This window comes from Bacillus sp. B19-2 (assembly GCF_022832475.1).
GTDB classification, from domain to species: domain Bacteria; phylum Bacillota; class Bacilli; order Bacillales; family Bacillaceae; genus Bacillus; species Bacillus paralicheniformis.
In genome coordinates this window covers 135,410-158,711 of the sequence record NZ_JALHKQ010000001.1, presented here as the reverse complement: position 1 = coordinate 158,711, position 23,302 = coordinate 135,410, and the positions used below count along the sequence as shown (strand labels likewise).

27 protein-coding genes are annotated in these 23,302 nt (G+C 46.5%); 10 read left to right on the top strand and 17 right to left on the bottom strand.

The window, feature by feature from the left end; translation table 11 throughout:
- Positions 1-101 precede the first annotated feature (101 nt).
- On the top strand, positions 102-1,175 hold the full coding sequence (gene serC, locus MST20_RS00885) for a 3-phosphoserine/phosphohydroxythreonine transaminase (protein ID WP_106070778.1): 1,074 nt from the start codon (positions 102-104) through the stop codon (positions 1,173-1,175).
- 142 nt (positions 1,176-1,317) lie between these two features.
- The gene (locus MST20_RS00880; protein ID WP_020450799.1) at positions 1,318-1,845 is read left to right on the top strand and encodes a tryptophan transporter; all 528 of its coding nucleotides are present in this window, start codon (positions 1,318-1,320) and stop codon (positions 1,843-1,845) included.
- Between the two features lie 91 nt (positions 1,846-1,936).
- Here MST20_RS00880 and yhzF read toward each other — a convergent pair whose 3' ends face one another.
- Positions 1,937-2,128 carry a membrane protein YhzF gene (gene yhzF / locus MST20_RS00875; protein WP_020450798.1) on the bottom strand — a complete coding sequence of 64 codons (192 nt, stop codon included), beginning with the start codon at positions 2,126-2,128 and terminating at the stop codon, positions 1,937-1,939.
- 161 nt (positions 2,129-2,289) lie between these two features.
- Here yhzF and MST20_RS00870 point away from each other — a divergent pair, with 161 nt between their 5' ends.
- Both MST20_RS00870 and MST20_RS00865 read left to right on the top strand, forming a co-directional pair.
- The gene (locus tag MST20_RS00870) at positions 2,290-2,646 is read left to right on the top strand and encodes a YtxH domain-containing protein (RefSeq protein WP_003180256.1); all 357 of its coding nucleotides are present in this window, start codon (positions 2,290-2,292) and stop codon (positions 2,644-2,646) included.
- Between the two features lie 193 nt (positions 2,647-2,839).
- Positions 2,840-3,460 (top strand): HTH-type transcriptional regulator Hpr, encoded by a 621-nt coding sequence (locus tag MST20_RS00865; RefSeq protein ID WP_020450797.1) that lies wholly within the window; start codon positions 2,840-2,842, stop codon positions 3,458-3,460.
- Here the strand turns inward: MST20_RS00865 and MST20_RS00860 are convergent.
- Positions 3,457-3,804 carry a YhaI family protein gene (locus MST20_RS00860; protein ID WP_243939410.1) on the bottom strand — a complete coding sequence of 116 codons (348 nt, stop codon included), beginning with the start codon at positions 3,802-3,804 and terminating at the stop codon, positions 3,457-3,459. The genes MST20_RS00865 and MST20_RS00860 overlap by 4 nt on opposite strands.
- Positions 3,805-4,016: 212 nt before the next feature.
- On the opposite strand from MST20_RS00860, the gene MST20_RS00855 reads away from it, so the two are divergent.
- Entirely contained in the window at positions 4,017-4,532 is a 516-nt protein-coding gene (locus MST20_RS00855) for a DUF3267 domain-containing protein (RefSeq protein ID WP_075754797.1), read from the top strand.
- Positions 4,533-4,610: 78 nt separating this feature from the next.
- The gene (locus tag MST20_RS00850) at positions 4,611-4,826 is read left to right on the top strand and encodes a hypothetical protein (protein ID WP_003180249.1); all 216 of its coding nucleotides are present in this window, start codon (positions 4,611-4,613) and stop codon (positions 4,824-4,826) included.
- Between the two features lie 54 nt (positions 4,827-4,880).
- Here MST20_RS00850 and MST20_RS00845 read toward each other — a convergent pair whose 3' ends face one another.
- Both MST20_RS00845 and MST20_RS00840 read right to left on the bottom strand, forming a co-directional pair.
- Positions 4,881-4,979, bottom strand: coding sequence for a YjcZ family sporulation protein (locus MST20_RS00845; protein WP_003180247.1), 99 nt, complete (start codon positions 4,977-4,979; stop codon positions 4,881-4,883).
- 127 nt (positions 4,980-5,106) lie between these two features.
- Positions 5,107-5,193 (bottom strand): YjcZ family sporulation protein, encoded by an 87-nt coding sequence (locus MST20_RS00840; RefSeq protein WP_003180245.1) that lies wholly within the window; start codon positions 5,191-5,193, stop codon positions 5,107-5,109.
- 163 nt (positions 5,194-5,356) lie between these two features.
- On the opposite strand from MST20_RS00840, the gene MST20_RS00835 reads away from it, so the two are divergent.
- The gene (locus MST20_RS00835) at positions 5,357-6,217 is read left to right on the top strand and encodes a peptidylprolyl isomerase (protein WP_003180243.1); all 861 of its coding nucleotides are present in this window, start codon (positions 5,357-5,359) and stop codon (positions 6,215-6,217) included.
- 44 nt (positions 6,218-6,261) lie between these two features.
- Here MST20_RS00835 and MST20_RS00830 read toward each other — a convergent pair whose 3' ends face one another.
- The 6 genes from MST20_RS00830 to MST20_RS00805 all read right to left on the bottom strand — a co-directional run bounded on the left by MST20_RS00830 (position 6,262) and on the right by MST20_RS00805 (position 14,034).
- The gene (locus MST20_RS00830) at positions 6,262-6,495 is read right to left on the bottom strand and encodes a sporulation YhaL family protein (RefSeq protein WP_020450792.1); all 234 of its coding nucleotides are present in this window, start codon (positions 6,493-6,495) and stop codon (positions 6,262-6,264) included.
- A 67-nt stretch (positions 6,496-6,562) separates the two neighbouring features.
- Positions 6,563-7,507, bottom strand: a complete 945-nt coding sequence (yhaM, locus tag MST20_RS00825) for a 3'-5' exoribonuclease YhaM (RefSeq protein WP_243939408.1) — start codon at positions 7,505-7,507, stop codon at positions 6,563-6,565.
- A gap of 49 nt (positions 7,508-7,556) precedes the next feature.
- Positions 7,557-10,517, bottom strand: a complete 2,961-nt coding sequence (locus tag MST20_RS00820; protein WP_243939406.1) for an AAA family ATPase — start codon at positions 10,515-10,517, stop codon at positions 7,557-7,559.
- Between the two features lie 13 nt (positions 10,518-10,530).
- Positions 10,531-11,757 (bottom strand): metallophosphoesterase family protein, encoded by a 1,227-nt coding sequence (locus MST20_RS00815; RefSeq protein WP_243939400.1) that lies wholly within the window; start codon positions 11,755-11,757, stop codon positions 10,531-10,533.
- Positions 11,758-11,876: 119 nt separating this feature from the next.
- The gene (locus tag MST20_RS00810) at positions 11,877-13,145 is read right to left on the bottom strand and encodes an ABC transporter permease (protein WP_243939399.1); all 1,269 of its coding nucleotides are present in this window, start codon (positions 13,143-13,145) and stop codon (positions 11,877-11,879) included.
- Positions 13,138-14,034 (bottom strand): ABC transporter ATP-binding protein, encoded by an 897-nt coding sequence (locus MST20_RS00805; RefSeq protein ID WP_065643326.1) that lies wholly within the window; start codon positions 14,032-14,034, stop codon positions 13,138-13,140. The genes MST20_RS00810 and MST20_RS00805 overlap by 8 nt, the downstream gene beginning before the upstream one ends.
- A gap of 117 nt (positions 14,035-14,151) precedes the next feature.
- On the opposite strand from MST20_RS00805, the gene MST20_RS00800 reads away from it, so the two are divergent.
- Complete coding sequence (locus MST20_RS00800; protein ID WP_065643325.1) at positions 14,152-14,337, top strand: YhzD family protein; 186 nt, start codon at positions 14,152-14,154, stop codon at positions 14,335-14,337.
- Positions 14,338-14,409: 72 nt separating this feature from the next.
- Here MST20_RS00800 and MST20_RS00795 read toward each other — a convergent pair whose 3' ends face one another.
- From MST20_RS00795 to MST20_RS00765, 7 genes are all read right to left on the bottom strand, one after another.
- Entirely contained in the window at positions 14,410-14,688 is a 279-nt protein-coding gene (locus tag MST20_RS00795; protein WP_243939398.1) for a hypothetical protein, read from the bottom strand.
- Between the two features lie 4 nt (positions 14,689-14,692).
- A complete protein-coding gene (locus tag MST20_RS00790) occupies positions 14,693-14,830 on the bottom strand; it encodes a hypothetical protein (RefSeq protein WP_243939397.1) in 138 nt (45 codons plus the stop codon).
- A 146-nt stretch (positions 14,831-14,976) separates the two neighbouring features.
- Positions 14,977-15,753 carry an enoyl-CoA hydratase gene (locus MST20_RS00785; protein ID WP_243939396.1) on the bottom strand — a complete coding sequence of 259 codons (777 nt, stop codon included), beginning with the start codon at positions 15,751-15,753 and terminating at the stop codon, positions 14,977-14,979.
- A 135-nt stretch (positions 15,754-15,888) separates the two neighbouring features.
- On the bottom strand, positions 15,889-17,406 hold the full coding sequence (locus tag MST20_RS00780; protein ID WP_243939394.1) for a coproporphyrinogen III oxidase: 1,518 nt from the start codon (positions 17,404-17,406) through the stop codon (positions 15,889-15,891).
- Positions 17,407-17,536: 130 nt separating this feature from the next.
- Positions 17,537-18,400: a Cof-type HAD-IIB family hydrolase gene (locus MST20_RS00775; protein WP_243939392.1), complete on the bottom strand. Its 864-nt coding sequence runs from the start codon at positions 18,398-18,400 to the stop codon at positions 17,537-17,539.
- A gap of 447 nt (positions 18,401-18,847) precedes the next feature.
- A complete protein-coding gene (locus MST20_RS00770) occupies positions 18,848-19,201 on the bottom strand; it encodes a YlbF/YmcA family competence regulator (RefSeq protein WP_016886435.1) in 354 nt (117 codons plus the stop codon).
- Between the two features lie 122 nt (positions 19,202-19,323).
- A complete protein-coding gene (locus tag MST20_RS00765) occupies positions 19,324-20,454 on the bottom strand; it encodes a DUF445 domain-containing protein (RefSeq protein WP_065643323.1) in 1,131 nt (376 codons plus the stop codon).
- A gap of 329 nt (positions 20,455-20,783) precedes the next feature.
- Between MST20_RS00765 and MST20_RS00760 the strand changes: the two genes are divergently transcribed.
- Together MST20_RS00760 and MST20_RS00755 are read left to right on the top strand one after the other, a co-directional pair.
- Positions 20,784-21,869 (top strand): YheC/YheD family endospore coat-associated protein, encoded by a 1,086-nt coding sequence (locus MST20_RS00760; RefSeq protein WP_243939391.1) that lies wholly within the window; start codon positions 20,784-20,786, stop codon positions 21,867-21,869.
- A complete protein-coding gene (locus tag MST20_RS00755; RefSeq protein WP_065643321.1) occupies positions 21,866-23,224 on the top strand; it encodes a YheC/YheD family endospore coat-associated protein in 1,359 nt (452 codons plus the stop codon). The genes MST20_RS00760 and MST20_RS00755 overlap by 4 nt, the downstream gene beginning before the upstream one ends.
- Positions 23,225-23,302: the final 78 nt, after the last annotated feature.

Sequence of the window (23,302 nt, the reverse complement as noted above, 5' to 3'; positions counted from 1 at the left end):
CTTGCTCTATATTTCACACAATTCAAATTTTTTATGTATAACCGGAACCTTTTATGATAGGATTGTTTTATATTTTTATACATGAACAGGGAGCGATTGTGATGATACGTACAACGAACTTTAACGCAGGACCGGCAGCACTGCCTTTAGAAGTACTGCAAAAGGCGAAAGACGAATTTCTTGATTTCAACGGTGCGGGGATGTCCGTGATGGAGCTGTCCCACCGCAGCAAAGAGTATGACGCCGTTCATCAAAAAGCGAAAGCTCTGTTAAAGGAACTGATGGACATACCTGATGATTATGAAATCATGTTTCTGCAAGGCGGAGCAAGCCTTCAGTTCTCAATGATTCCGATGAACTTCCTCTCCAAAGACAAAACGGCCCACTTCATGATGACAGGCGCCTGGTCTGAAAAAGCGCTGGCCGAAGCGAAGCTCTTCGGAAACACATCGATCATCGCGTCCAGTAAAGAAGATACGTACAGCTATATTCCCGAAGTACCGGAGATTCCGGCAGACGGGGCTTACCTCCACCTGACTTCCAACAACACGATCTTCGGAACGCAGTGGCAAAAGTTCCCTGACGCTCCGATTCCGGTTGTCGCTGATATGTCCAGCGATATTTTAAGCAGAAAAATCGATGTTTCCCAATTTGACATCATCTATGCCGGCGCGCAGAAAAACCTCGGACCGTCAGGGGTGACCGTTGTCATCATGAAAAAAGACTGGCTCGGCAAAGAAAACGAGCAAGTTGCCAAAATCCTGAAGTACTCAACACATGCCAAAGCGGATTCGCTCTACAATACCCCTCCGACTTTTGCGATTTATATGCTGTCTCTCGTGCTGGAGTGGCTCAAGGAAAAAGGAGGCCTAGATGCCATTGAGAAACGCAATCGCGAAAAGGCCGGTATTCTATACAGCGCGATCGACGAAAGCGGCGGATTCTACCGCGGCCATGCGAGAGAAGACAGCCGCTCAAACATGAACGTCACTTTTACGCTCAAAAATGATGAGCTGACAGCATCATTCATCGCAAAGGCAAAGGAAGAAAAAATGTCAGGGCTTGGCGGACACCGTTCGGTCGGAGGCTGCCGCGCTTCGATTTACAATGCCGTATCGGTTGAAGACTGCGAAAAGCTGGCGGCCTTTATGAAGAAATTCCGCGAAGAAAACTGATGGTTATCCTGATGATGGAAAATGGCGAAAAAGGCTTCCCCATTCCTTCGAAAGTTTGATATACTACTAGAAAGCTTTCGCAATAAATGACGAGCATATTATTGGAAAGCGTAAAAAGAGCCTAGACGAGGAGAGAATAGATATGAAAACAAAAGAATTAGTCGCTATGGCCCTGTTTGTCGCCATTGGAGCGGCGCTTCACGCTGTGATTCCGCCTTTTTTCTACGGAATGAAGCCGGATATGATGCTGATCATGATGTTTATGGGAATCCTTTTGTTCCCTAGATTGCAAAATGTTCTCGTCATCGGAATCGTGACAGGCGTCATTTCCGCGTTGACGACGGCTTTTCCTGGAGGACAGCTGCCCAACATCATCGACAAACCGCTAACAGCCTTGATGTTCTTCGGCGTATTTCTGCTTGTGAAAAAGCTGAACAGCAAAACGCTTGCCGCCGCCGGATTAACTGCTGCAGGAACGGTTCTTTCCGGAACCATTTTCCTTACGGCTGCGCTGTTCATCGTCGGCCTGCCTGGAAACCAGGGGTTCATCACTCTGTTTTCTGTTGTCGTTTTACCTGCTGCCTTGATCAACACGATCGCCATGGCGGTCATCTTCCCGATCGTGCAGTCGATCATGAAGCGCTCAAGGCTGATTGAACAAGTCAAATAAAACCAGAACCTCTTCTTGAAAAGGGATATCCTTTTTTTGAAGAGGTTTTTTTCGTTTTGATGGTCAAAAAAAGGGGAATCCGCCCGATATTTTATATAAGAAGCTGAATAAAAAAAAGGAGCAGGAGCGCCAATCCTGCACTTCCCGTGCAAAAAAGCGCTTTTTGTTTAAGAATGCGTTTCGGCGGGTAAGATGCAGAATATCCGAGAAGCCTTAAATAATAAAAGGAGCCGGCGGTAAATACAGCACTTAAAATTGTCAAAACAATGATAATGACAGACAACCCTCTCCCTCCTTTTTAAAAAAGTATGCTAAAATAAAGCAAGCTATGCAGAAGTTTCTAAGAAGAAAAACGGATGGCTCGGCTCGGACGCCAATATCTAATCATGAGAAGACGGGCGCCTGCCAAGCCTGATCTTTAAAAATATAACCGGGGTGATGTACATGTCAAAAGGCCGATCTTTAGCAGCCGGACTGATTGTAGGCGGTGTTATCGGCGGTGTTGCAGCATTGCTGACCGCACCGACTTCAGGAAAAAACTTGAGAGGACAGCTTAAAGCCAACTGCGGTAAATGGGAAGACACCGTCAAAAGGCTGAAAAACGACGGAATCGCATTAAAAGAGCAATTCGTCAAAACCGCCATAGAAGGCGCGGAAATCATCAAAGACGTCGGCAGCGAACTGCAAACGTCCATTCAGGAATGGCGCGAGGAAATCAAACCTCACCAGCAGGACTTAAAAAAGGAAATCGCTGAGATTGAAGAAAAGATAAAACAGCTGGAGAAAACCTTACAAAACTAATATACTCAGCGAAAAAAATGAACCTTAAAAAAGGGGTGTGAATGGAAAATTTTCACGCTCTTTTTTTGGGTAAAATCCTGATTTCACACCGTAAAGCTGGATTTTTTAAAAATTTCGTAAATTTACATCTTTATTAATCTTTATTTTATTGGCATAATAGAAATTATAAGATAAAGAGAAGCAGGTGAAGTGAATGAATCGAGCGGAAGAGCCCTATACGGTGAAAGAAGCCCTTTTATTCAGTCAAAGAATGGCACAGCTTAGCAAAGCGCTTTGGAAGTCAATAGAAAAGGATTGGCAGCAGTGGATTAAACCTTATGATCTGAACATTAACGAGCATCATATTTTGTGGATCGCCTACCAGCTGAACGGTGCATCCATTTCAGAAATCGCCAAGTTCGGCGTCATGCACGTATCCACAGCGTTTAATTTTTCAAAAAAACTTGAGGAAAGAGGTTACCTGGAGTTTTCTAAAAAATTGAATGACAAACGAAACACTTACATTCAGCTGACTCCGAAAGGTGAAGACGTTTTCCTTAAAATCCTCGAGTCTTACGATCCGACCCGAAATGCCGTCTTAAAAGGCGCTCAGCCCCTTCATCAGCTGTACGGGAAGTTTCCAGAAATCGTCGAGATGATGTCGATCATCCGCCATATTTACGGCGATGATTTCATGGAAATTTTCGAAAAATCGTTTTCAAACATCGAAAGTGAATTTACGAGCGAAGAGGGCAAAATGAAGAAAAAACAAGAAGCAAAAGAAGCCGGGGAATCGATAGAGATGGACAAACCGCTTGAGCCTCTTAAAAACTAAGCCAGATCGTATTGCCTGATTATGCTGACGAATTCGCTCATCAGCGGTTTGTACAGACCTTGTCTGTGAAGGGCGAAAATCGTTTCGTGCACTTCAAGTTTTTCATTTAACTGTCCCGCAAAAAGCGTGAGGAGATGATCGAACATCACATATCCTTGCGCTTTTTGTGCTTCAAGCTCCTTTGAGAGCTCTTCGCACAGCTTTTCCGTTTCCTTTGCTTCTTCCTCTGATAAGCCCTTTTCGATCAACATTTTATAATACGGATACTCTTCCATATCCGCATTGTTCAATAACAGTTTGATGTAATATTCCAGCCGCTCAAGGCGTTGCTCGATAGAGTTCATATTTGTCCCTTCTCTCCCTTTCTCTTATTTTAGCCGATATTCCCTTCTGATGAAAGTTCAACACGGGAGATTTCTGTTCCTTTTACACCCTTCTAAATTCTTTGGAAAATGACGAAATTTTTTTCGGAAAAGGGATTGATTTTTCTCATCCAGAGGAGTAAATTATTCTGAGGATTTCATATAAAGTTTGTTGAAACGGAAGGATGTCATTTATGAGTTGCTGGAAAACCATCAATCTCGTTAAAGATTATGGAGGCATGCGCATCGTGCTCACTGCCGTCAGTTTAATGATTTTATTTTTTATTCCCGAATATTTAGCGATGCAGCTGATTCATCCGCAAACTGTTCAGAGAGGCGATCATGCCCTTTTGTTTGCAGGACTTTTGGTTGCGGCTATAATTGCCCATAAAATTCTTCATATCTTGCCGGTGATCAGCAAGAAAAAATTAGAAAAAAAGATTTATTGGTTGAAAATGAGAACATGGAGAGAAGTTCCAAAAAACACGATGCTTGTCTCTCTTCTCTGCCCTTTTTTCGTCATCACGCCTGCTTTATTTTACGCGGGGGCTGTGATGCCGAGCTTTGCTCATTATTTCTGCATCATTTCAAGCATTCATTTCGGCTATTGTCTGCCTGATTTTCTGTTCGCCTGGAAACTGATCAAAGCGCCTAAAAACTGCTATGTCGATCAGGAAGCCGACGATTTTGATATTTTAATACAAAAATAATCCAGCCGCTCGGTACTTGGAAAATCCTTTTTTTCAGTCTATTTTCTATCTTTTTTAATAAATATTTGGTAATGTAGTATGGAGCAGAAACAGAGAGGGGGATCTCCTATCATCCTTTTTTATTTCATCTTGTTTGCGGTTTTTACTGTCTTCAACATAAACAAGCTTACAAACTCTTTATGCCTTGTCAGAGAGATTCCTGAAGAACGGCAGGATAAGGTGTTTAGAATGATTAATGTGCTGATCTTAATTTTATTGATCTCATCATTCATTGAGATTTCCTTTACGGTGTAAAGAAAAAAAGGATAGCTGCCGATCGTATTGATCCGGCAGCTATCCTTTTGTTGATTAGCATATCCAAGAAGCACCAATAATAATTAATAAGATGAACAGTACCACAAGCAGCGCAAAGCCGCCAGCGAAACCTCCTGCATAACCGTCGCCCATATTGACACCTCCTCTGCCCCAGTCGTTACATTAGTGTATGCACGAATGTCATGAAACGCTTAGGCTATCGTCCAAAAGAAAAGAACCGCCTGAAAAAATAACGGTTCTTTTCTCATTTTCTAAGGTTTTAGTACAGATAAGCTGCACCAACGATGATTAATAAAATGAACAACACGACCAATAAAGCAAAACCGCTTGAGTATCCTCCGCTCATGTTATTGACCTCCTTTTCTTGATCAATATATTTGTATGAGCGGAAAGAAAATTTGACTAGACGGATGCCCCTCTGTTGAAAATCTTTTTACAGCATGTCAGAATATGATATGATACAATTCAAAGGAAAGTTTAAACTGTTATGATTAGGAGTGTTTGCATTTATGAAGAAGATTGCAATTGCGGCGATTACAGCGACAAGTGTGCTGGCTCTCAGCGCATGCAGCGGGGGAGACTCTGAGGTTGTTGCAGAAACAAAAGCTGGAAATATTACAAAAGAAGACCTTTATCAAACATTAAAAGACAATGCCGGAGCGGACGCACTGAACATGCTTGTTCAGCAAAAAGTACTCGACGATAAATACGATGTCTCCGACAAAGAAATCGACAAAAAGCTGAACGAGTACAAAAAATCGATGGGTGACCAGCTCAACCAGCTCATTGACCAGAAAGGCGAAGACTTCGTCAAAGAACAGATCAAATACGAACTTCTCATGCAAAAAGCCGCAAAGGATAACATAAAAGTAACCGATGATGACGTAAAAGAATATTATGACGGCCTGAAAGGCAAAATCCACTTAAGCCACATTCTTGTGAAGGAAAAGAAAACGGCTGAAGAAGTTGAGAAAAAGCTGAAAAAAGGCGAAAAATTCGAAGACCTTGCAAAAGAGTATTCAACTGACGGAACAGCCGAAAAAGGCGGCGACCTCGGATGGGTCGGCAAGGACGATAACATGGACAAGGATTTCGTCAAAGCGGCATTTGCTTTGAAAACCGGCGAAATCAGCGGCCCTGTGAAATCGCAATTCGGCTATCACATCATTAAGAAAGACGAAGAGCGCGGCAAATATGAAGACATGAAAAAAGAGCTCAAAAAAGAGGTCCAAGAACAAAAGCAAAACGATCAAACTGAACTGCAATCTGTCATTGACAAACTTGTCAAAGATGCTGATTTAAAAGTAAAAGACAAAGAGTTGAAAAAACAAGTCGACCAGCGCCAAGCTCAGACAAGCAGCAGCAGCTGACGCCAAAAAAGCTGTCCTCCCCTCGCGGGGCCGGACAGCTTTTTTTATGCGATGGAATGACTGTCAGCCGATTTTTCATGCTGTTCTTGATCTTCATCCAATGAACGCTTCATGCGCTGTGCTTTTTCTTTTTCCATCCGTTCGATATAAATGCGGCCTTCTTTTTCGATAAAAGCCTGATCGATCTTTTCCTCTTCCTTTGCCGTCGTCATCAGCTTATAGGCGCTGAAAATAATGCCGACGATGCAAAGGTACACCCACCACGGAAACAGCAGCACGGCTTTTCCCCCTTTTTGAATAAACTGTATATCAGACATTATGCAAAAGGGAGACAAGTTATGACGCTTATTTGTGAAAAACGGGTTTATAAAAGGAACGATTATCCAATGCAAAGACGCGTTCGGTATATTCTCCAGGCTTGACCCGTTCGAGCGCTCTGTCCATCATATTGATCTTCGCGTCAAGGTTGTCGATATAGTGAAGAATTTCCGCTTCCTTGACCATCGGCGGCTTTGGACTGCCCCATTCGGGTTTGCCGTGATGGCTTAAAATCAAATGCTGGAGAATCAGCACTTCTTCTGAATCAATTTGAAGCTCTTCGGCTGCTTTTGCAAGTTCTGTCACCATAATCGAAATGTGCCCCAGCAGATTCCCCTCGACAGTATAGGTCGTGGACACCGGTCCGGATAGTTCTTTTACTTTTCCAAGGTCATGCAGAATAACGCCTGCGTACAATAGGTCGCGGTCGAGCGACGGATACAGGTCTGCGACCGATTTGGCCAGGTTCAGCATGGAGACAACATGGTATGCGAGACCTGATACGAACTCGTGGTGATTTTTCGTCGCAGCCGGATAATCAATGAATTCCTTGCCGTATTTTTTGACGAGGTGCCTCGTGATTCGCTGAATACTCGGGTTTTTCATTTCAAAAATATATTGAGTGACCGCATCCATCATTTCGTTTTTGGGAATCGGTGCAGTCTCAAGAAAGTCATCGATTTTGACATTTTCATTCTCGCCCGCAGGTCTGATGTTTCTCAGCTTCAGCTGGTTCCGCCCGCGGTAATGATGAATGTCGCCGACCACTTTTACGATCGTCTGCGGGCCATAGGTCACTTCGTCCTGCTGTTTGGCGTCCCAAAGCTTCGCTTCTATATCTCCGGACTGATCCTGGAGCATCAGCGTTAAAAACGGTTTCCCGTTGCTCGCGATTCCTTTCGTTGACGATTTAATGAGCAAATACAAATCCACCTGCTCGCCAACTTCGTGCAGCATGATACCTTTTGCCATGATAAAGCTCCCTCCGTTTTCCTACATAAAATCATTATAGCACACACTTTTATTTGTTAGTTATACCCTTCACTTCCACCTTTTTCATGACAGAAGGCAGCAGAATCACATCTTCGTCGTGAAAAGCTTCTCTTACATGTTCATGACACGTAAAATACAAGATTTGCTGATCTTCGCCTGAAAGCTTTTTTAAGATGTTCAGCACTTGTTTAAACCTCTCCCGGTCAAAGTGGACAAAGCTGTCATCCAACTGGAACGGCAATTTGACTTCCTTTTGATGGGAGAGGGCCAGAGCGAATCGGATCGCTAAATAGAGCTGTTCACAAGTTGCCTGGGACAGTTCGTGGGCGTAAAAAACAGCCCCGTCTTTCCGCATGACCATTATGGAATCATCTGTTTCAGAAAAATAAATTTTTTCGTATTGCCCGGCAGTCAATGGGTTCAGTAATGATTCAGCCGTCTGTAACAGCTTCGGAAGCCGAACCTCCTTATGTTCATCGATCTTGTTTTTGACCGCCTGCCTGATCAGCTTGACGGCGGCCCACTTTTTGGCCAGTTCGGCGACCCGCTCTTTTTGCATTCCGGTCTGATAGGCGAGCTCGGATACCGCTCCCGATTCCTCAAGTCTGACCAGTTCCGCATGGACATTCGCCGCCTTTTGTCTTTCTTCTGCAAGCTTATTTTCTATACGGGCCCTTTTTTCCTGCGTCTCGGCCAGCTTTCCTTTCAGTTCTGCAAGAGAGTGTTCTGATGCGAGCATGACGGCCTTCTCGTCCTGCCTGCCGAGCTCTCTTTTGAGCTGCCCGAGCCTTGCTGTTAATTCTTTTTTGGCTTGGTCGCGCTTCGCCAGACCGATGAACATCTCACGGCCGTCCGCCCCTGCTTTTTGAAAGAGTTCGCCAATTTGGGATTGGAAGTATTCCGTCTCTTTTGTCAGCTCTTTGATTTGTTCGGCGGTATGCTTTAAAGACACGTCCGCTTCCTGTTTTTGCCGAAGTTTTTCTTTTTGGGAATCAAGCGCGCTTTTCAGCTGAAACACCTGCTCTTGAACGCTTTCGCCAGCGCGGCCGAGAGATGAGACAAGCTTTCTCAATTCTGCTTCAAAGGATGCTTTTTTAGCCTGAAGGCGGCTCAGCTCTTTCTCGAAATCCCGCTTTTTCAACATTTCCTCTCGGACTTCCTTGATCAAAGCGTACGCATCGGCTAAAAATGACGGGTCGATTGACAGGTTCAACTCTTTCAAATAGCGTTCGGTCTTCTCCTGATACGGACGGATATCCTTTTCCCACGCCTCGAACTTCTGAATCGCTCTTTCATATTCCGCTTCTCTCTGTTTGAGCTCAGCTTGTTTTGCGATGAGGAGCTGCCGGGTTTGGTCGTCCTTCCACAGCTCTTCCCTCAAAGCGTTGTCACTCACTCCGCTTTTTGAACCGCTGCGTTCAATGTCGTCCAGCTGTTTTTGAATAAAAGCCGCTGCGGCGGAAGGCTCGGGCTTTTTTAGAACAACAGCGGCAACTATGAGCAAGATCGGTACGAGTAAAGCGCCCGGGAACCACTCCTTGAAAAAGAGCGCCGCAAAAGCTGCCGCAAAAGCAGCACAAAGCGCTGCCGCACAAGCGGTCTTTCTTCTTTTCATCCGAACCTTTTGTTCTTGCTTCAGATAGGACAGCTGAAGGAGCAGCTCTTCCCGCCTTCCGGCATGGCCGCCGGCGGACGCAAGGCGGCTGAGGCTTTCTTCCTTTTGCTTGCGGACATCTTCCGGCATCACTTCATTGCTGAGAGCGGCGTGGGCCTGTTCAGCTTCCTCCAGATCAGCCCTCGCCTGCTCAAACCGCTCGTCAAGCGACCGCTTCAGTTCACGCAGCTCGATGTATGCCTGAGCGGTTTCCTGCAGCTTCCACTCGTATTCATATGCGGTGTCCGCGTTGAGGATATCGCATTCCTCGATTTGCAGGCGCTCAAGTCCCGCTTGAACGCGTCCGTTTATCTGGTGAAGCTGATCAGTCAAAGACGCGATTTTTTCGGAATACGACTGGTAAAACGGATATGCTTTTAAAAGCTCTTCCGCTTCGTGCTCGAGAAAGTCTTCAGCCGGTGCAAGAGCGGCGGCGCGCTGTTCCAAACGGCGCTTTTTTTCTTCCAGCGCCTTCAGCTGAGCGGCTTTTGGATGCAGGTGGGATTCGAGCTTTTCGAGCTCAAAAAGTCCGCCTTCGGGGAAACGGCTTTCTCCTGAGCCGCCGAAAGAAGCGAGCTGCTCTTCCAGCTGGCGTTTTTCGGCGGCCGCCGGCAGAATCTCAATGGCCTGCTCGATTTGTGAGACGAGGTGCTCAAGATCTTTCAGCAGTTGCCCGCTTTCCTTTATTGACGCCTCAGCGCCTTTTTTTTCGTTTAACAGCCGGTGGTAGTCGCCTTCCCGCGCTTTCGCCTTTTTCAAATCTTCGGAAAGCCTTTTTAACCGGTCGAGCTCCTGATTCAGCTCAGGCTTCCGTCCGTTCGGTTTAAACAGCTCTTCCTGCTTTTTCACGAGGCCGGCATCCATCTTGGAAATCGCATCAGAGCCGAACAGACTCGAAAACAGCAGAAAACGGCCGATTTTGTCACGGTTGAATTTATGTATTTCCTGAAGGCCGAACACGTCAAATGAGTAGATCGCTTTATACAGCTGTCTGTCGACGCCTGACAGCAGCTCATTTAAAAAACCTTCCGGCTTCGTGCTGCCGTCTTCCAAATAAACAGTGACCCGCTCAGGCTTTCCGGCCGTCCGTTCGATTCGGATCCGCCCCAAATCAGGGTGCCCGACCTCAAGCATCCCCCCGTAAATGACTCCCGTTTTCGGCTCGTACCGTTTCGTCTTCGGAAAACCGAACAGCACGCTTTCAATAAACGACATGAGCGTCGTTTTCCCTGCTTCATTGAGCCCGTAGACCAAATGCAGATTTGAAGGAGACAGGCGAAATGTCTGATTGGCAAATTTACCGTATCCGTATATATGTATCGCATGTATATTCACCCTGCATCCTCCTTTATCTTTTCAATGTCTTCAGTTCATGAAGCAGCAGTTTTTCCGCCTGCGCGCGAATGTCCCGAAAGTCTTCTTCATTAAACCGGTCTCCGTGCCTTCTAAAAACCGGATGCCGCTCCAAATCGTCAAAAATCAGGCTGAAATCCTGAAATTCCTGCATTTCTTGTAAAAGCTCCTGGAAAAAAGCGTCCCGTTCGATTCCAGACAAGGCGGCATCTGTTTGATCTTCGATCGCGGTAAGCCAGATGAACGCGTCTTCTTCCCGCTCTTCTTCATGGAAGATGTCAAGGATCTCGTCCGCAATGCCGGCCTGTCCTTCCGCCAAATAAGAGGGTGTTTCTCCTTTCAATACCATCTTGACGCATGCGGGCTTGCCTCTGTTTCTGAAAGATTGCAGGGCATCCTGCATCAGGCTGATCAGCTCTGTCATCTGCTTTGTCCCGGAGATATCGATGCTGGCCGTTTCCCACAGAACATCCGATAAGGCTTTAAATTCGAAAGACAGTTCTCCGCCGCAAACATTGACGAGATAGCAGCCTTTCTCCCCCGTTTCCTTCATGTGCCGTGATTGCGTGTTTCCCGGATAAATCACCGCCGGGTCGGAGGCTGAAATGACCTGTCTTTTATGTATATGGCCAAGCGCCCAGTAATCCATCCGGCCGTTTTTTAAATCTTGAAGGGAAAAAGGACAGTACGGATCATGGCCGCTCTCCCCGGAAAGCGTCCCGTGAATCATGCCGATATGCAAGGGCGCGTCGGTCGTTTTTTTGATTTCGGCAGCCTTATTGGCAAAAACAGAGCGCTCGGGATAGCTGTACCCGTAGATGCTTGCGGCGAGCCGGCCGTCTTTGTAAAACGATTTTTCTTCAATGTCTTCCGACGAGAAAATGTGGACGTTGTCCGGCCATTCAATCGGCGTCCAATCGCCGCCCAGATGATCGTGATTGCCAAAAATCACATAGACTTGGATGTTGTTCTCTTTCAGCTTTAAAAATTGCTTTCTCAAAAACATCTGTGCTTTTAAACTGCGGTTTGCTTCGTCGAAAAGATCGCCGGCAAGCAAAATGAAGTCGGCCTGTTCATCAATCGCAAGCTTAAACACATTTTCAGCGCTTTTAAATGTGCTGTTTTTGATCCGCCGGTAAACCTCTTCGGGTAGCCGGCTGATGCCGTGAAACGGACTGTCCAGGTGCAGATCGGCCGCATGAATGAAAGTGATGTTTGTCAATCTTCTGCTCCTTTTCATAAAATATTCTGCTCCCATTCTATCACGGGTTGAAAGCGAATGCACGTTCTACTCTTTGCGCGAAAAAAGCAGCTTTTCTTTCAAGCTGCTTTTCTCTTTCATTATCGATCTTTTGACAGACGAAGCGCCTGTTTAATATTTTTCAATCCGCCGCCGCTCGTGTACATGAGCACGCCGCCTTTATACACCCTCGCCCCGATGACGGCGAGAATCACAATGGTGAGTGCGGTAATGCCGATGCCGAGCGCCGCTTCCCAAAACGGAATATCAAGCACGCCGACTCTGAGGAACATGATCATCGGCGCAAAGAACGGAATGAATGAAGTGACGGTAATAAACGTCGAATCCGGAGCATTCAGTCCGAACATGGCAATCATGAATCCGGCGACGACCAACAGAATCATCGGCGAAATCATTTGCTGAACATCTTCAATCCGGCTGACGACGCTTCCGAGAAATGCCGCAAGAGTTGCGTAGAGGAAGTAGCCGAGCATCAAGAAAATGACCGCGTACACAAGCGTTGCAGTAGGTACGCCGGAAACGTCAAAAAATCCTTTAATCAGCTGAGCCGCATCCCCTCCGCTTTCCTGGCTGGACTGAAGCGACAGGTAGCCGGCAAGAAGGAGCGCGGCAAGCTGTGTCAGGCCCAACAGGGCGACGCCGAACAGTTTGGCGAACATTTGCTGGACAGGCGGCACGCTGGAAATTAAAATTTCCATTACGCGGGAAGACTTTTCCGTTGCAACTTCTGTCGCGATCATTGACGCGTACATCAAAACGGAAAAATAGATGACAAACAGCACAACATAGACAAGCCCTGTCGCCTTTTGAAGCTCTTCCTCGGTTTTCGCGCCTTCTTTCAAGGCGACACTGTTGACTTTTACCGGTGTAAACAGTTCACTCAGCTTTTCCTGTGGTACGTTCAATTCAGCCGTACCAACGGCGATCTTTGCTTGTGAGAGCGCCTGTTCAATCGTGGAGACAGCTGTGGAATCAGCGATATCGAGCGCTTTATATGTTCCCTTCAGCACGCCTTTTTTATCTCTGTCCAGGATTAAAATGCCTTCGAGCTTTTCGTCTCTGACGTCTTTTTCAAGCTCTTTTTCCGGCTTATCCGCTTTCTCGACTTCCAGCGCTTCATCAGTGTCGAGTGCTTTCACTTGCTGGGCAAACGTGTCGTACAGCTGATTTGAGCGGTCAATGACGGCGATTTTATCACCCTCTCCGCCGTCATCAAACATGGAAATAATCGATCCCAGATTTGTGACGAGCACGACAAGCGCAAGCGTGATCGCCGTTGAAATGATGAACGACTTCGTTTTCAGCTTGCTGAGATATGTATGAAAAAGAACAATCCAAAACTTATTCATAACGGGCACCTACCTTTTCGACGAAAATATCATGCAAAGAAGGCTCTTCAAGTTCAAACTTTCTGATAAACCCGCGTCCTTGAAGCATTGTAAACAGCTCTTGAGAGACTTCTTCATTCTCGACCTGCAGGCGGACTCCTTCGGAATGATCCCGCCATTTGACGATGCCGTCCGCCTCTTTCAAGAAGCTCAAGTCGCCGTCTGCGTGAATCGTGACATTCTTTCTGCCAAAAGAACGTTTGATTTCTTTTAATTTCCCTTGAACGACAGGCGTCCCGCGCTGCAAGATGCAGACGTGTTCGCACAGCTCTTCGACATGCTCCATCCTGTGGCTTGAAAATACAATCGAGGTGCCGTCGTCTTTCAAAGAAATGACCGCATCTTTTAAAAGCTCGACATTCACCGGATCGAGACCGCTGAACGGCTCGTCAAGAATCAAAAGCTCCGGCTTGTGCAGCACGGCCGTGATGAATTGAATTTTTTGCTGGTTCCCTTTGGATAGCTCCTCAACCTTTTTGTCGGCGTATTCCGTAATGTGGAACCGTTCGAGCCACTTCTCCATTTCCTTGAGCGCATTTTGCTTTGTCATGCCTTTCAGGCGACCGAGATATATGAGCTGATCTTTCACCTTCAGCTTCGGATACAGTCCGCGCTCTTCGGGCAAATAGCCGATGCTGTTTGTGACACCGTAGTTAATCGGCTGTCCTTTCCATGTGACAGTACCCTCTGTCGCATTCAAAAGGCCTAATATCATTCGGAATGTCGTCGTTTTCCCTGCTCCGTTGGCGCCGAGCAGACCGAACATTTGCTTGTCTGGTATCTCCAGCGTCAGATCGTTTACAGCTGTAAATGAACCGAATCTTTTCGTGACGTGATCGATTTTGAGCATAATAACTCCTCCTTCCAATTTACAATCATACGTTAGTCATACCATTTTAAAAAGGATTTTTTTGATTTTTATATAATTTTAAACAAATAGATCATATTTTGAGAAAGGGGAAGAGAAATGGAAAATTATCATGTAACCGTTTTCGACACTAGTGGAGAAACGCTTTTGAATGAGCGATTTGAAGCGGCCGATCATGAAGAAGCGAAAGAGAAAGGAAGAGGAATCCTGAAGGAAAAGCAATTTTTGGAGCATACACACCGGGTAGTCCATTCGTCCGGTAAAATCATTGTTTTCCGCAGCTGAATAAAATACGGGGTAAGGCGGCGCTGTTGGGGAAGGTCTCCCGCTGCCGCCTGCCCTTTAAACCGCCAAACACTAGTGGATCATCATAACAATGAGCAGTCCCACGTTGATGAAACAGAGTAAAAACGATAAGCATGCGACGCCTTTATTTTTTCGCAGAAAATAAAGGCCATTGACCGCCAGCACACAGATGATGACGGCATCAAACAGTCGAAACAGCAGATCCTGCAAGCTGTAGGCCGGAGCGAAAAAACCAATCACAGAGAAGATCAAGATGAAAAGGCAAGAAACTGTAATATACATCGTCCATTCTTTCGCTGCGTCAGCCCGCTTATTCTCAGATGAAATCATGTCCTTAAACTCGAGCCTCCTTGTCAGTCGTAATCATTTTGTCCGCATACAAGGAAGGGGCTTTCCCCGCATCTGCCAAAAAGCTTGAAGACGTTAACACAACAGCCAGCGACACCATGGCGAACAACAGTTTAGCTTTCATACAACGCATCTCCCCTTTTGATTTTTCGTCTTGCCTGAGAGCAACAGACCTGTGTCTTATGAATCATTTTATAGAAACTTAAATTTTTTTACAATTGCTTCTGCACATCATTTCCCAAGGTCAATTTCCCTGCCGGGCCGCGCTTGTTATACTTGCTGACGGTTAAATTGCGGCTGGCGCTTTTCTAAAAATGCGCGGATCCCTTCCTGATGGTCGCTTGTCAGCCTCATTTTCATCTGGGCCGTTTTCTCGAGTTCAAGCGTTTTTTGCAGCCTGCCGCCATTCAGCGCCTGATAAATCTTTTTTGTTTCAATCATCGCTGCCAGCGGAGCGTGCAGAAGCTTTTCAAGATAGATGCGCGCAAAACGGCCGGAGTCCCCGCTGAATACGGCGTCTGCGATCCGAAGCTCGTGCGCTTCGGCCCCCGTCAATTTTTTCCCGCTCCAAATCAATTCTTTGGCCGCAGTTTCACCGACTCTCCGCTCTAAAAAGAAATGTCCGCCTCCATCGGGAACAAGCCCGATGCCGATAAAATTCATCGCCAGCTTCGCCTCTTTTTCGACCAGTACATGATCGCAGCTGAGCGCGAGGCTCAATCCCAGACCCGCGGCCGCCCCGTGGACAGCCGCTGTCGTCATCTTCGGCATGCTGTAAAGCTTCACCGCAATTTCAGAAATTGTGTCAATGACGCGGGCCGAGCTGTCTTGATCTCCGGAAGACAGCATCATCTTAATGTCTCCGCCTGCCGAAAATCCTTTGCCGCTGCCTCTCACAAGGAGAAGCAGCGATTCGCTTTCCTCTGCAACACGCAAAGCTTCATTCAGCTCTTCCAGCATTTTTTCATTCAAGGCATTGTACGCCTCAGAGCGATTCAGCACAATTTCAAAAATCCCGTCTTCGTCTTTCCATTTGATATACTCCATCTTGCACCTCCGTGAATACGTTTACAATTTGTACTGTTTAAACTATTCCACCTTCGTCCTTCAAAACCTTTTTTTGTTGCCGATTCCGACTTGATTCCGCAATAAAAAAACTGCCGGCGATACCGGCAGCAGCTTCTATTCTTGTTGAGAACCGCTTTTTGCCTCCTTCCGAAAAAGCTCAGACAAGTAGCGGATTTTTTCGTTTGTATAGTGTTCAAATCTGTCATTGTACGTTTTCGGGTCTTTCGGGTTGGAGAAGTGCGTGATTTTTCCCGTTCCCGGATCGACGAATTTGCTCGCAGCTCCGCAGCCGATCCCGATAATCGTCTGTTTTTCCTCCATGATCATGATGTTATAGATGCTTTCCTGGCCGGGAAGGGAATAGCCTATATTCTCCAGGTTGCCGAGAATGTTTTTCTGCCTGTACAAATAGTAGGGATGGTAGCCGTGCTGTTTCGTCCACGAGACAGCGTCATCCATCATCGCGACAATCTCCTCGCGGTCAGCCACCTTATACTTATGTTTGTTTTTCGTCATTTCAGACGCGCGCTTAAATGACAGCGTATGGACGGTCAATGATTCAGGCATTAATTTTTCGGTTTCGGAAAGAGAGTGTCTGAATTCTTTTACCCCTTCTCCCGGAAGACCGATGATCAAATCCATATTGATGTTCGACATGCCGGCATTTCGCGACAGATGATACTTTTCGATCGTTTCTTCGACGGTATGGTGGCGTCCGATCGCTTTTAGCGTTTCATTCTCGTAAGACTGCGGATTAATGCTGATTCGGTCGATGTTCCATTTTTTTAAGACCGCGAGCTTTTCCTCTGTGATCGTATCGGGCCGTCCAGCCTCAACTGTGACCTCGCGGATGTTTTTCACATCGGGAAATGAACGGTACATTTCTTCATACAATAGATCCATTTCTTCAGCGGTAATGCTTGTCGGCGTTCCGCCGCCGAAATACACGGTCGTTATTCTGACATCGTTCTCCTTGAGCCATTCGCCGATTTTTTGCATTTCATAGTGAAGCCCCCACAAAAATGAGCCGACCCGTCCGGCTTGTCCTCTGATCGCATACGCCGGAAACGTACAGTAAGCGCACTTCGTCGGGCAGAACGGGATGCCGATGTAAATGCTGACCTCTTGACTCAGCTCATACAAATCGGGTACCGCTTTCAGCTGACGGTCAATGATGTTTTGCATCAGTTCGATTTTTTCGTCGTGAATTAAATAATCCCGTTTCAGCTCGGCATGTGCCTCTTCCTTTGGCATGCCGCTCTCCAGCTTTTTATGAAGCAGCTTTGTCGGGCGAACACCGGTGAGAATCCCCCATTTCTGAATGATTCCGGTATGCTCCTGAAGCATGCTCAAAAAAACGTAGGAAACGGTATTCTTCACCTGCTTAAACGCTTCCTTTTCCGTCAGTTTGGGATCAATGTTTTTCGCATATTCCGCTCTAATGTCCGTATCCTTTATCATACCCGAAGCCTTGACGCCGTTCTCTTCCCGGTTATAGCCGAGAACGATCGCAACGTCTGCCGGCGCTTCTTCACCAAAAGCGACTTCGCTTTCTTCAAAGAATAAGTTGGCTATATGCTCCAGCGGTCTCTGGAACCTTTCATCTTGGAGCCCTTCTATATAAATGCGCAATGTCATCACCTTTTTCGTTTCAAAACTTTCTTTAGTGTACAAAAATAAATGGGCAAAATCAATATTCCTACAGGACAGCGATGAATGAATAATCCCCGCATTCAAGTTGAAAGCGGGGATTCTATAAGATTCAGACTTTTTTAATATGGAATTTTTTAAGAAACCCTTTGCTTTGCTGCATTCTGAAGTATTCTTTAATCATATAAGCGACGCCCTGTTCATCATTGGAGCGCGTCACCCAATCCGCTTTTTGTTTGACTTCCTGAGGGGCATTGCCCATTGCGACTCCGAGTCCGGCAAGCTCGATCATCGGAAGGTCGTCGATTTCATGGCCGATCGCAACGACATCTTCCATTTTTAGACCGAGGTCGGCGGCGAGCATCGTCAAACCCGCTTCTTTCGAAACCCCTTTATGGACAATCAGCATTTTTTCCCCCGCTCCAATGATGTCGACGAGAGGAAATGCATTTGTGATCGTCTGCCTGATTTCTTCGGACTGTCCTGTTGAGCAATAAACCTCGATCACCGGTGCGCTGACCGGTTCATCCATCAGCATGTCGCTCAGCGAATCGACAAACTGGACGGGATAAAAAATCGGGTCAGACGGGTGAATCATCGTTTTCCCCAGCAGGTTTGAATTCGTTTTTTTCCGGTTTCCAATCGAATATTTTTCATGGAGGATTCTAATATTGCAATCATAGCTTTCCAGTATTTGAACAAGGTTAAATGTCTGTTCTTCAGAAATCCTTTTTTCTAATAAAGGATCGTCGATTTTGTTCGCTATAATCGCTCCGCTGTGCGTAATCAGCTTCGTATCCAGCTTTAAAGATTTGGCGATTTTTTGAGCGGAGCGAAAATGTCTGTTCGTCACAAGCGTCACATATACACCTTTCTTCTTTGCATATTCGATCGCTTCCTTCGTTGCGGGATGAAGCCGTCCGTTTGTCCGAAGCAGCGTTCCGTCTATATTCAGCGCAAGCATTTGTTTTGACACCAGGAGGTCCCCCTTCTTTGATGACTGAATCTGTTATAGAGGATATGTCCCGGTCCCTTTTTTTAGAACAGCCCTCTTGATGCACATACTAAAAAAAGCCTGTGTTCACAGACTTTTTACTTCGCATCTTGTGGATACGATCATGATTCTCCCTCATATTCAAAACAGTGAATTCAACGCCCCTTTCGTTCAATTCACCGTATATTGACAACCCCTTTATTTGACCAGCAGACGTGCTTTCAGTCTGTCAATTTCCTCTATACCCCTTATCATTTTGCCGCCAGTCCGTTTTTCATGATCGTATCCCGGCAAAAAATGAAAGCACTTACATTTAGTATTATCGCAACTATTTCACGAATTGACAAGTCTTTTTTTAAATCTTTCTGAACGTTATTTGTTCACTTAGTGAAAAAATCCCCTCTTGCCTTGACAAGAGGGGATTTTTTATCAGCTCTCTGGATTTCCGTAAAGCTCTTCCAAAGGCTTCATGATGATTTTGTTTAATTCAGCAATCAGCATGCTCATCCGCTGTTCCGCTTCCATCAGCTGCGAGATTTTATCATGCTGCTGGACGAGCGCCACGGATTTTTGCGCTTGTTCGACCTCTTCCTGGGTGATGTCTTCGCCGTTCATCTGTTTTTGCTGAAGGTTCATTTGAATATCGCGAAAGTTATCAAACATCTTTTTAGCAGATGGGTCGCCATTCACCTCATCATAAAGATTTTTCAATCGGGAATATTCATCGCTTTGTCGCAAGGCTTGCCCCAAGTCATAAGCCGAGTCATGTAAATTGACCGTCATCCTGATCCGCTCCTTTCCTGCCTGTATTCTTCTTATGGAATCGGCACCACTCCACTATAACAAACTATGGAGCGTTTTTCACAGTTATACGATAATTCAGTTTGAACAGGACGTCTTCAGCCTCAGATCAAAATCACAAAGATGGCTTGCACGGCTCCGATCATTCCGCCAAGCAGGCCGCCTAAATACGTGATCATTTTGAACTCCCGCCTGGAAATGGACAGCACCATTTCTTCAAGACGTTCAACGGGGAAGTTGTCCACCTGTTCCTTGACGATTTGCTCGAGCTCCAGCTGCTTGAGCACTTGATCCAGGCGGCGGCCCGCCTCTTCGAGAAGCCGGTCGGCGATCTGCGGCAGGCGCAAAGCGATATCCCGCTCAACACTGGAAATAGAGGAGCCGATCGTTTTTTCGAAAAACGGCTGAAGCGAGAATCGTTTCAAAAGCTTTTCCTTTAAATCGAAAATGAGAGGTTTGACATTCCATTTGTCATCCGCTTCCTTGAACGTATATTCTTTCAGCTTGTCCCATTCGTTTTCAAGAAGATCCGTTAAAAGCCGAGCGGTCTCGCCGTTCTTTAAAAACTTCACAATCTCCGGCTGAACGCGGTCAACCAGACTGCTGTTGCCTAAAAACATCTGCACCATGCTGCCGAGCATGCCCCGTTCTTTCAAAAAATCGTCAATCATATGTCCGAGGCGTTCCTTTCCTTCGCCGCTTTCAAAGTAGCTGACAGCCCGGCTTAAAATATAACCGGACACCATTGGAATTTTCTCTTTCAGCTTTTCCTGGGCCTCAAGAGGGATAAGCTCTTTCAGCGGTTCATTTTCATGCGCCTCTAACAATGCGGACAGCTTCTCATCCGTCCATCTGGATACCGCCCGATCCGCTTTTTGGGCGGGATTTGACATTCCGATGCTTTCCAATGCTTCTTCAACGGTGGCCGTTGATTGCGAGAGGTGCGCCAAGATCCGCTCCCCAACCTGCACCGCCTGGCTTTTAACCGCATCGGATGCAAGCCTTTTTTTGATCCCTTCTGTTGTCAGCAGATGGCCTGTGACCATCTGTCCCATCTGTCTCGCCAATTCATCGCGCCTTTTCGGAATTAATCCGGGTGTAAAAGGAACCCGCTTTCCAAATATGTAGATCGCTTTATATGGGCGAAAAAGCATTTTAATCGCAAAATGGTTCGTTACAGCGCCGATAAGTGCACCGACTGCAATCATAACGGCAAAAACCCCAAATACATACATGTTCTTTTCAACTGCCTTCCTTTTTACCTGACATCTTAGCTGCACAGCGTGGGCCTTACGGTCGATCATTACCGTCTTGCCTAACGTTATTATAGTAGCTGAATAAAAGACGGGCAAATAACGGAATGGAGCAAGCCGCTTCAAAATACAATGGGTCAGATGGCAATTGTATGAAGGGCGCTCTAAAATTTTTAATCATTTCCAATTTACAAAAGCCTATTTCTGCAATCTCAAGCGTATCATGAAACAGAAGTCTATATATTAAAGTTTGCCCGAAGTTTGACAGTCTCAGCCTGTTAAGCCTTGTTTTTCATGAAGGAGGTATAATCATGATGACGCTTGGATTTATGTCGCTGTCGCACGAACATGAAAAAACCTATGCCGAAGAACTGGCCAAAATGGCTTCGGACTATGGAATCCGGTTTATCCGGTTCACACCCCTGGATATTTCCCCCGGTTCCATGCTTGTGAAAGGGCTCTCCTTTCATCCGAAGTCAGGACAGTGGAATGAAATTGAAAGAGAAATCCCGGAATTGATCTATGACCGCTGCTTTTACGGCAGAGATCAGCAATCGAAAAAAGCAAAACCGATTGTCGAATGGCTCAAAAAGTATCCTAAAACGACATTTTTAGGACTCGGACTTCCTGACAAATGGACGGTTTACAAAGCATTGAAAGCCGATCCCGTCATCAAGTCCTACCTTCCTGCCACAACGATTGCAGAAAACGCCCAGGATATCCTGCGCAAGCTTGCAAAAGAAAAAGCGTGCATTTTGAAGCCTGCATCCGGATCAGGAGGCCGCGGCATCATTCACCTCGAGCTTACGGGAAAAACGGTGAAGGCCGCCTACCAAACCGGAAAACACAAACAGCTCAAGTCATTTTCGAAACAGGCTTCATTTGAAACGTGGTGCCAAAAAGTTCTTCAGCACCGCTATTTGCTGCAATCGTTCCTCGATATTCAAGACAAAGACGGTTTTCCGTGCGATATCAGGCTGCTGCTTCAGAAAAACGGCAATGGAGAATGGGAAACAGCCGGTAAAACGGTAAGGCGGAGCTATCAGCACGGACTGCTGGCAAACCTGGCCGGGGGCTCTGAGGCGGTGAGCTTTGACAGCTGGCTTTTATCCGTGCCGAAAAAGCGCCAGGCCGTCCTTCTCGATGATTTAGAGACAATGGCGCAGGCCGTGCCCCTGGTGCTTGAATCAAATCACGGGCCATTATTCGAGCTCGGCCTCGATATCTGCCTGACGAAAGACGGAAAAGTCTGGCTTCTGGATGTCAATTCAAAGCCCGGAAAGCACGCTTTTATTAAGCACTCTCCTGAAAAAAGGGAGCTTTTGTATAAAGGTCCTTTGGAGTACTGCTCATTCTTAACGGCTTCAGCCGGCGCGAAAGGGGCTGAGAAAAGATGACCGGTCAACCGCTGACCGTCGGCATCCACCAGACGAGCGAAAATACAATGCTCCTGCCCGCTTCTTTCAAACAGGACGGTTTGTTATTCGCGGCTTTCGGTACAAGTGTTGAACGATGCCACGTCTCATTTGACAGCCATTTGAAGCGCACTGTTTTATTATCTGAAAATCTGTACAAAAACCTGCGGATTCCGTACCGCGGCAAAGCCTCCCTGATTTTTCGCGACAATACCGTCTATATCGGACCTTTAATCGGAATTTTCACGGCCGGTTTCATAAAATCGCAGCTGGATCCTGTCAGAGGGAGGTCTTTATTTTTTTCGAAGCTTTTGACGATGGATCTCCCGGCAGGAGGCTACAGCTATCTGTTCGGAGCGCACCAGATAAATTGGGAAGAAGGCACGGTGCAGGCTCTCATTTTCAGGGAAAACGGCTGGGAGGAGGCCACAGTCCCCCTTCCCAATGTCGTTTACGACAGACTGCCGAACCGCAAAGCCGAAGAATCCGCCGCTCTGCGGGAAACAAAAACCCGCCTTATGGATGAATATCGCATTCCCTGGTTCAATCCGGGCTTCTTTAACAAATGGGAGATCTATGAATGTCTGCAGCAAGATGAGAGGACAGCGGAATTGCTTCCATTTTCGGCATTGGAGCCCGATGCCGATAAAATCGAAGACATGATCGGTCAATACGGCTTCATTTATGTAAAGCCCGCCGGCGGCAGTCTGGGCAAAGGCATATTCCAGCTTTCAAAACGGGAAGAAAACGGCATTCTCGCCAGACATGCCGAAGGCGTCACATCTTATTCGTCTGCTGCTGAATGTTTAGATGAATGGCAGAGACTGCACAAACATACTTCTTATCTCGCCCAGCAGGGCATCGAACGGATCGAAGTGGATCATCACCCGGCAGACTTCAGGGTTCATACAAACAAAAACGGAAAAGGCCACTGGACCGTCACAGCCATCGCGGCCAAAATCGCTGGAAAGGACGGAATTACAACCCACGTGTCGAGCGGCGGCGTCATCAAAACGCTCGCAGAGATTTATGATGATCCTCAGGAAAGGCTTCACATTCTGCAAAAGCTGACAAAAGCGGCGCTCCTCCTCAGCCGGGTCCTTGACGAAAAGCTTGACGGTTTCATCGGGGAAATCGGCTTTGACCTCGGATTGGACCGTTCGGGAAAGGTGTGGCTGTTTGAAGCCAACTCCCGGCCCGGCAGGGGGATCTTCTCCCATCCCCGTCTGGCATCTGTCAGCCGCTTAACGAAGAAAAGAAGCTTCGAATATGCTTCTTATTTAACTGAACAGTCCATCCTTAATCCGGAGGACATGTGGCATGACCTCAAGCCGTGAAGAACCCGCTTCTTCACGGTATTTTTTTGAAAAGCTCCATTTGAAAAGAATCTATGATCTTTTCTGTGAATGAGATAC

Excerpts from the sequence above, each read along its gene's own strand:
- MST20_RS00845 (WP_003180247.1), bottom strand. The coding sequence starts at position 4,979 with ATGGGCGACGGTTATGCAGGAGGTTTCGCTGGCGGCTTTGCGCTGCTT.
- yhaM (WP_243939408.1), bottom strand. The coding sequence starts at position 7,507 with ATGGCAAAAGGTATCATGCTGCACGAAGTTGGCGAGCAGGTGGATTTG.
- MST20_RS00810 (WP_243939399.1), bottom strand. The coding sequence starts at position 13,145 with ATGAATAAGTTTTGGATTGTTCTTTTTCATACATATCTCAGCAAGCTG.
- MST20_RS00790 (WP_243939397.1), bottom strand. The coding sequence starts at position 14,830 with ATGAAAGCTAAACTGTTGTTCGCCATGGTGTCGCTGGCTGTTGTGTTA.
- MST20_RS00770 (WP_016886435.1), bottom strand. The coding sequence starts at position 19,201 with ATGACGGTCAATTTACATGACTCGGCTTATGACTTGGGGCAAGCCTTG.
- MST20_RS00840 (WP_003180245.1), bottom strand. The coding sequence starts at position 5,193 with ATGAGCGGAGGATACTCAAGCGGTTTTGCTTTATTGGTCGTGTTGTTC.
- MST20_RS00865 (WP_020450797.1), top strand. The coding sequence starts at position 2,840 with ATGAATCGAGCGGAAGAGCCCTATACGGTGAAAGAAGCCCTTTTATTC.
- MST20_RS00785 (WP_243939396.1), bottom strand. The coding sequence starts at position 15,753 with ATGGAGTATATCAAATGGAAAGACGAAGACGGGATTTTTGAAATTGTG.
- MST20_RS00880 (WP_020450799.1), top strand. The coding sequence starts at position 1,318 with ATGAAAACAAAAGAATTAGTCGCTATGGCCCTGTTTGTCGCCATTGGA.
- MST20_RS00870 (WP_003180256.1), top strand. The coding sequence starts at position 2,290 with ATGTCAAAAGGCCGATCTTTAGCAGCCGGACTGATTGTAGGCGGTGTT.
- MST20_RS00805 (WP_065643326.1), bottom strand. The coding sequence starts at position 14,034 with ATGCTCAAAATCGATCACGTCACGAAAAGATTCGGTTCATTTACAGCT.
- MST20_RS00755 (WP_065643321.1), top strand. The coding sequence starts at position 21,866 with ATGACCGGTCAACCGCTGACCGTCGGCATCCACCAGACGAGCGAAAAT.
- MST20_RS00835 (WP_003180243.1), top strand. The coding sequence starts at position 5,357 with ATGAAGAAGATTGCAATTGCGGCGATTACAGCGACAAGTGTGCTGGCT.
- MST20_RS00800 (WP_065643325.1), top strand. The coding sequence starts at position 14,152 with ATGGAAAATTATCATGTAACCGTTTTCGACACTAGTGGAGAAACGCTT.
- MST20_RS00855 (WP_075754797.1), top strand. The coding sequence starts at position 4,017 with ATGAGTTGCTGGAAAACCATCAATCTCGTTAAAGATTATGGAGGCATG.
- MST20_RS00860 (WP_243939410.1), bottom strand. The coding sequence starts at position 3,804 with ATGAACTCTATCGAGCAACGCCTTGAGCGGCTGGAATATTACATCAAA.
- MST20_RS00850 (WP_003180249.1), top strand. The coding sequence starts at position 4,611 with ATGGAGCAGAAACAGAGAGGGGGATCTCCTATCATCCTTTTTTATTTC.
- MST20_RS00765 (WP_065643323.1), bottom strand. The coding sequence starts at position 20,454 with ATGTATGTATTTGGGGTTTTTGCCGTTATGATTGCAGTCGGTGCACTT.
- MST20_RS00760 (WP_243939391.1), top strand. The coding sequence starts at position 20,784 with ATGATGACGCTTGGATTTATGTCGCTGTCGCACGAACATGAAAAAACC.
- MST20_RS00795 (WP_243939398.1), bottom strand. The coding sequence starts at position 14,688 with ATGATTTCATCTGAGAATAAGCGGGCTGACGCAGCGAAAGAATGGACG.
- serC (WP_106070778.1), top strand. The coding sequence starts at position 102 with ATGATACGTACAACGAACTTTAACGCAGGACCGGCAGCACTGCCTTTA.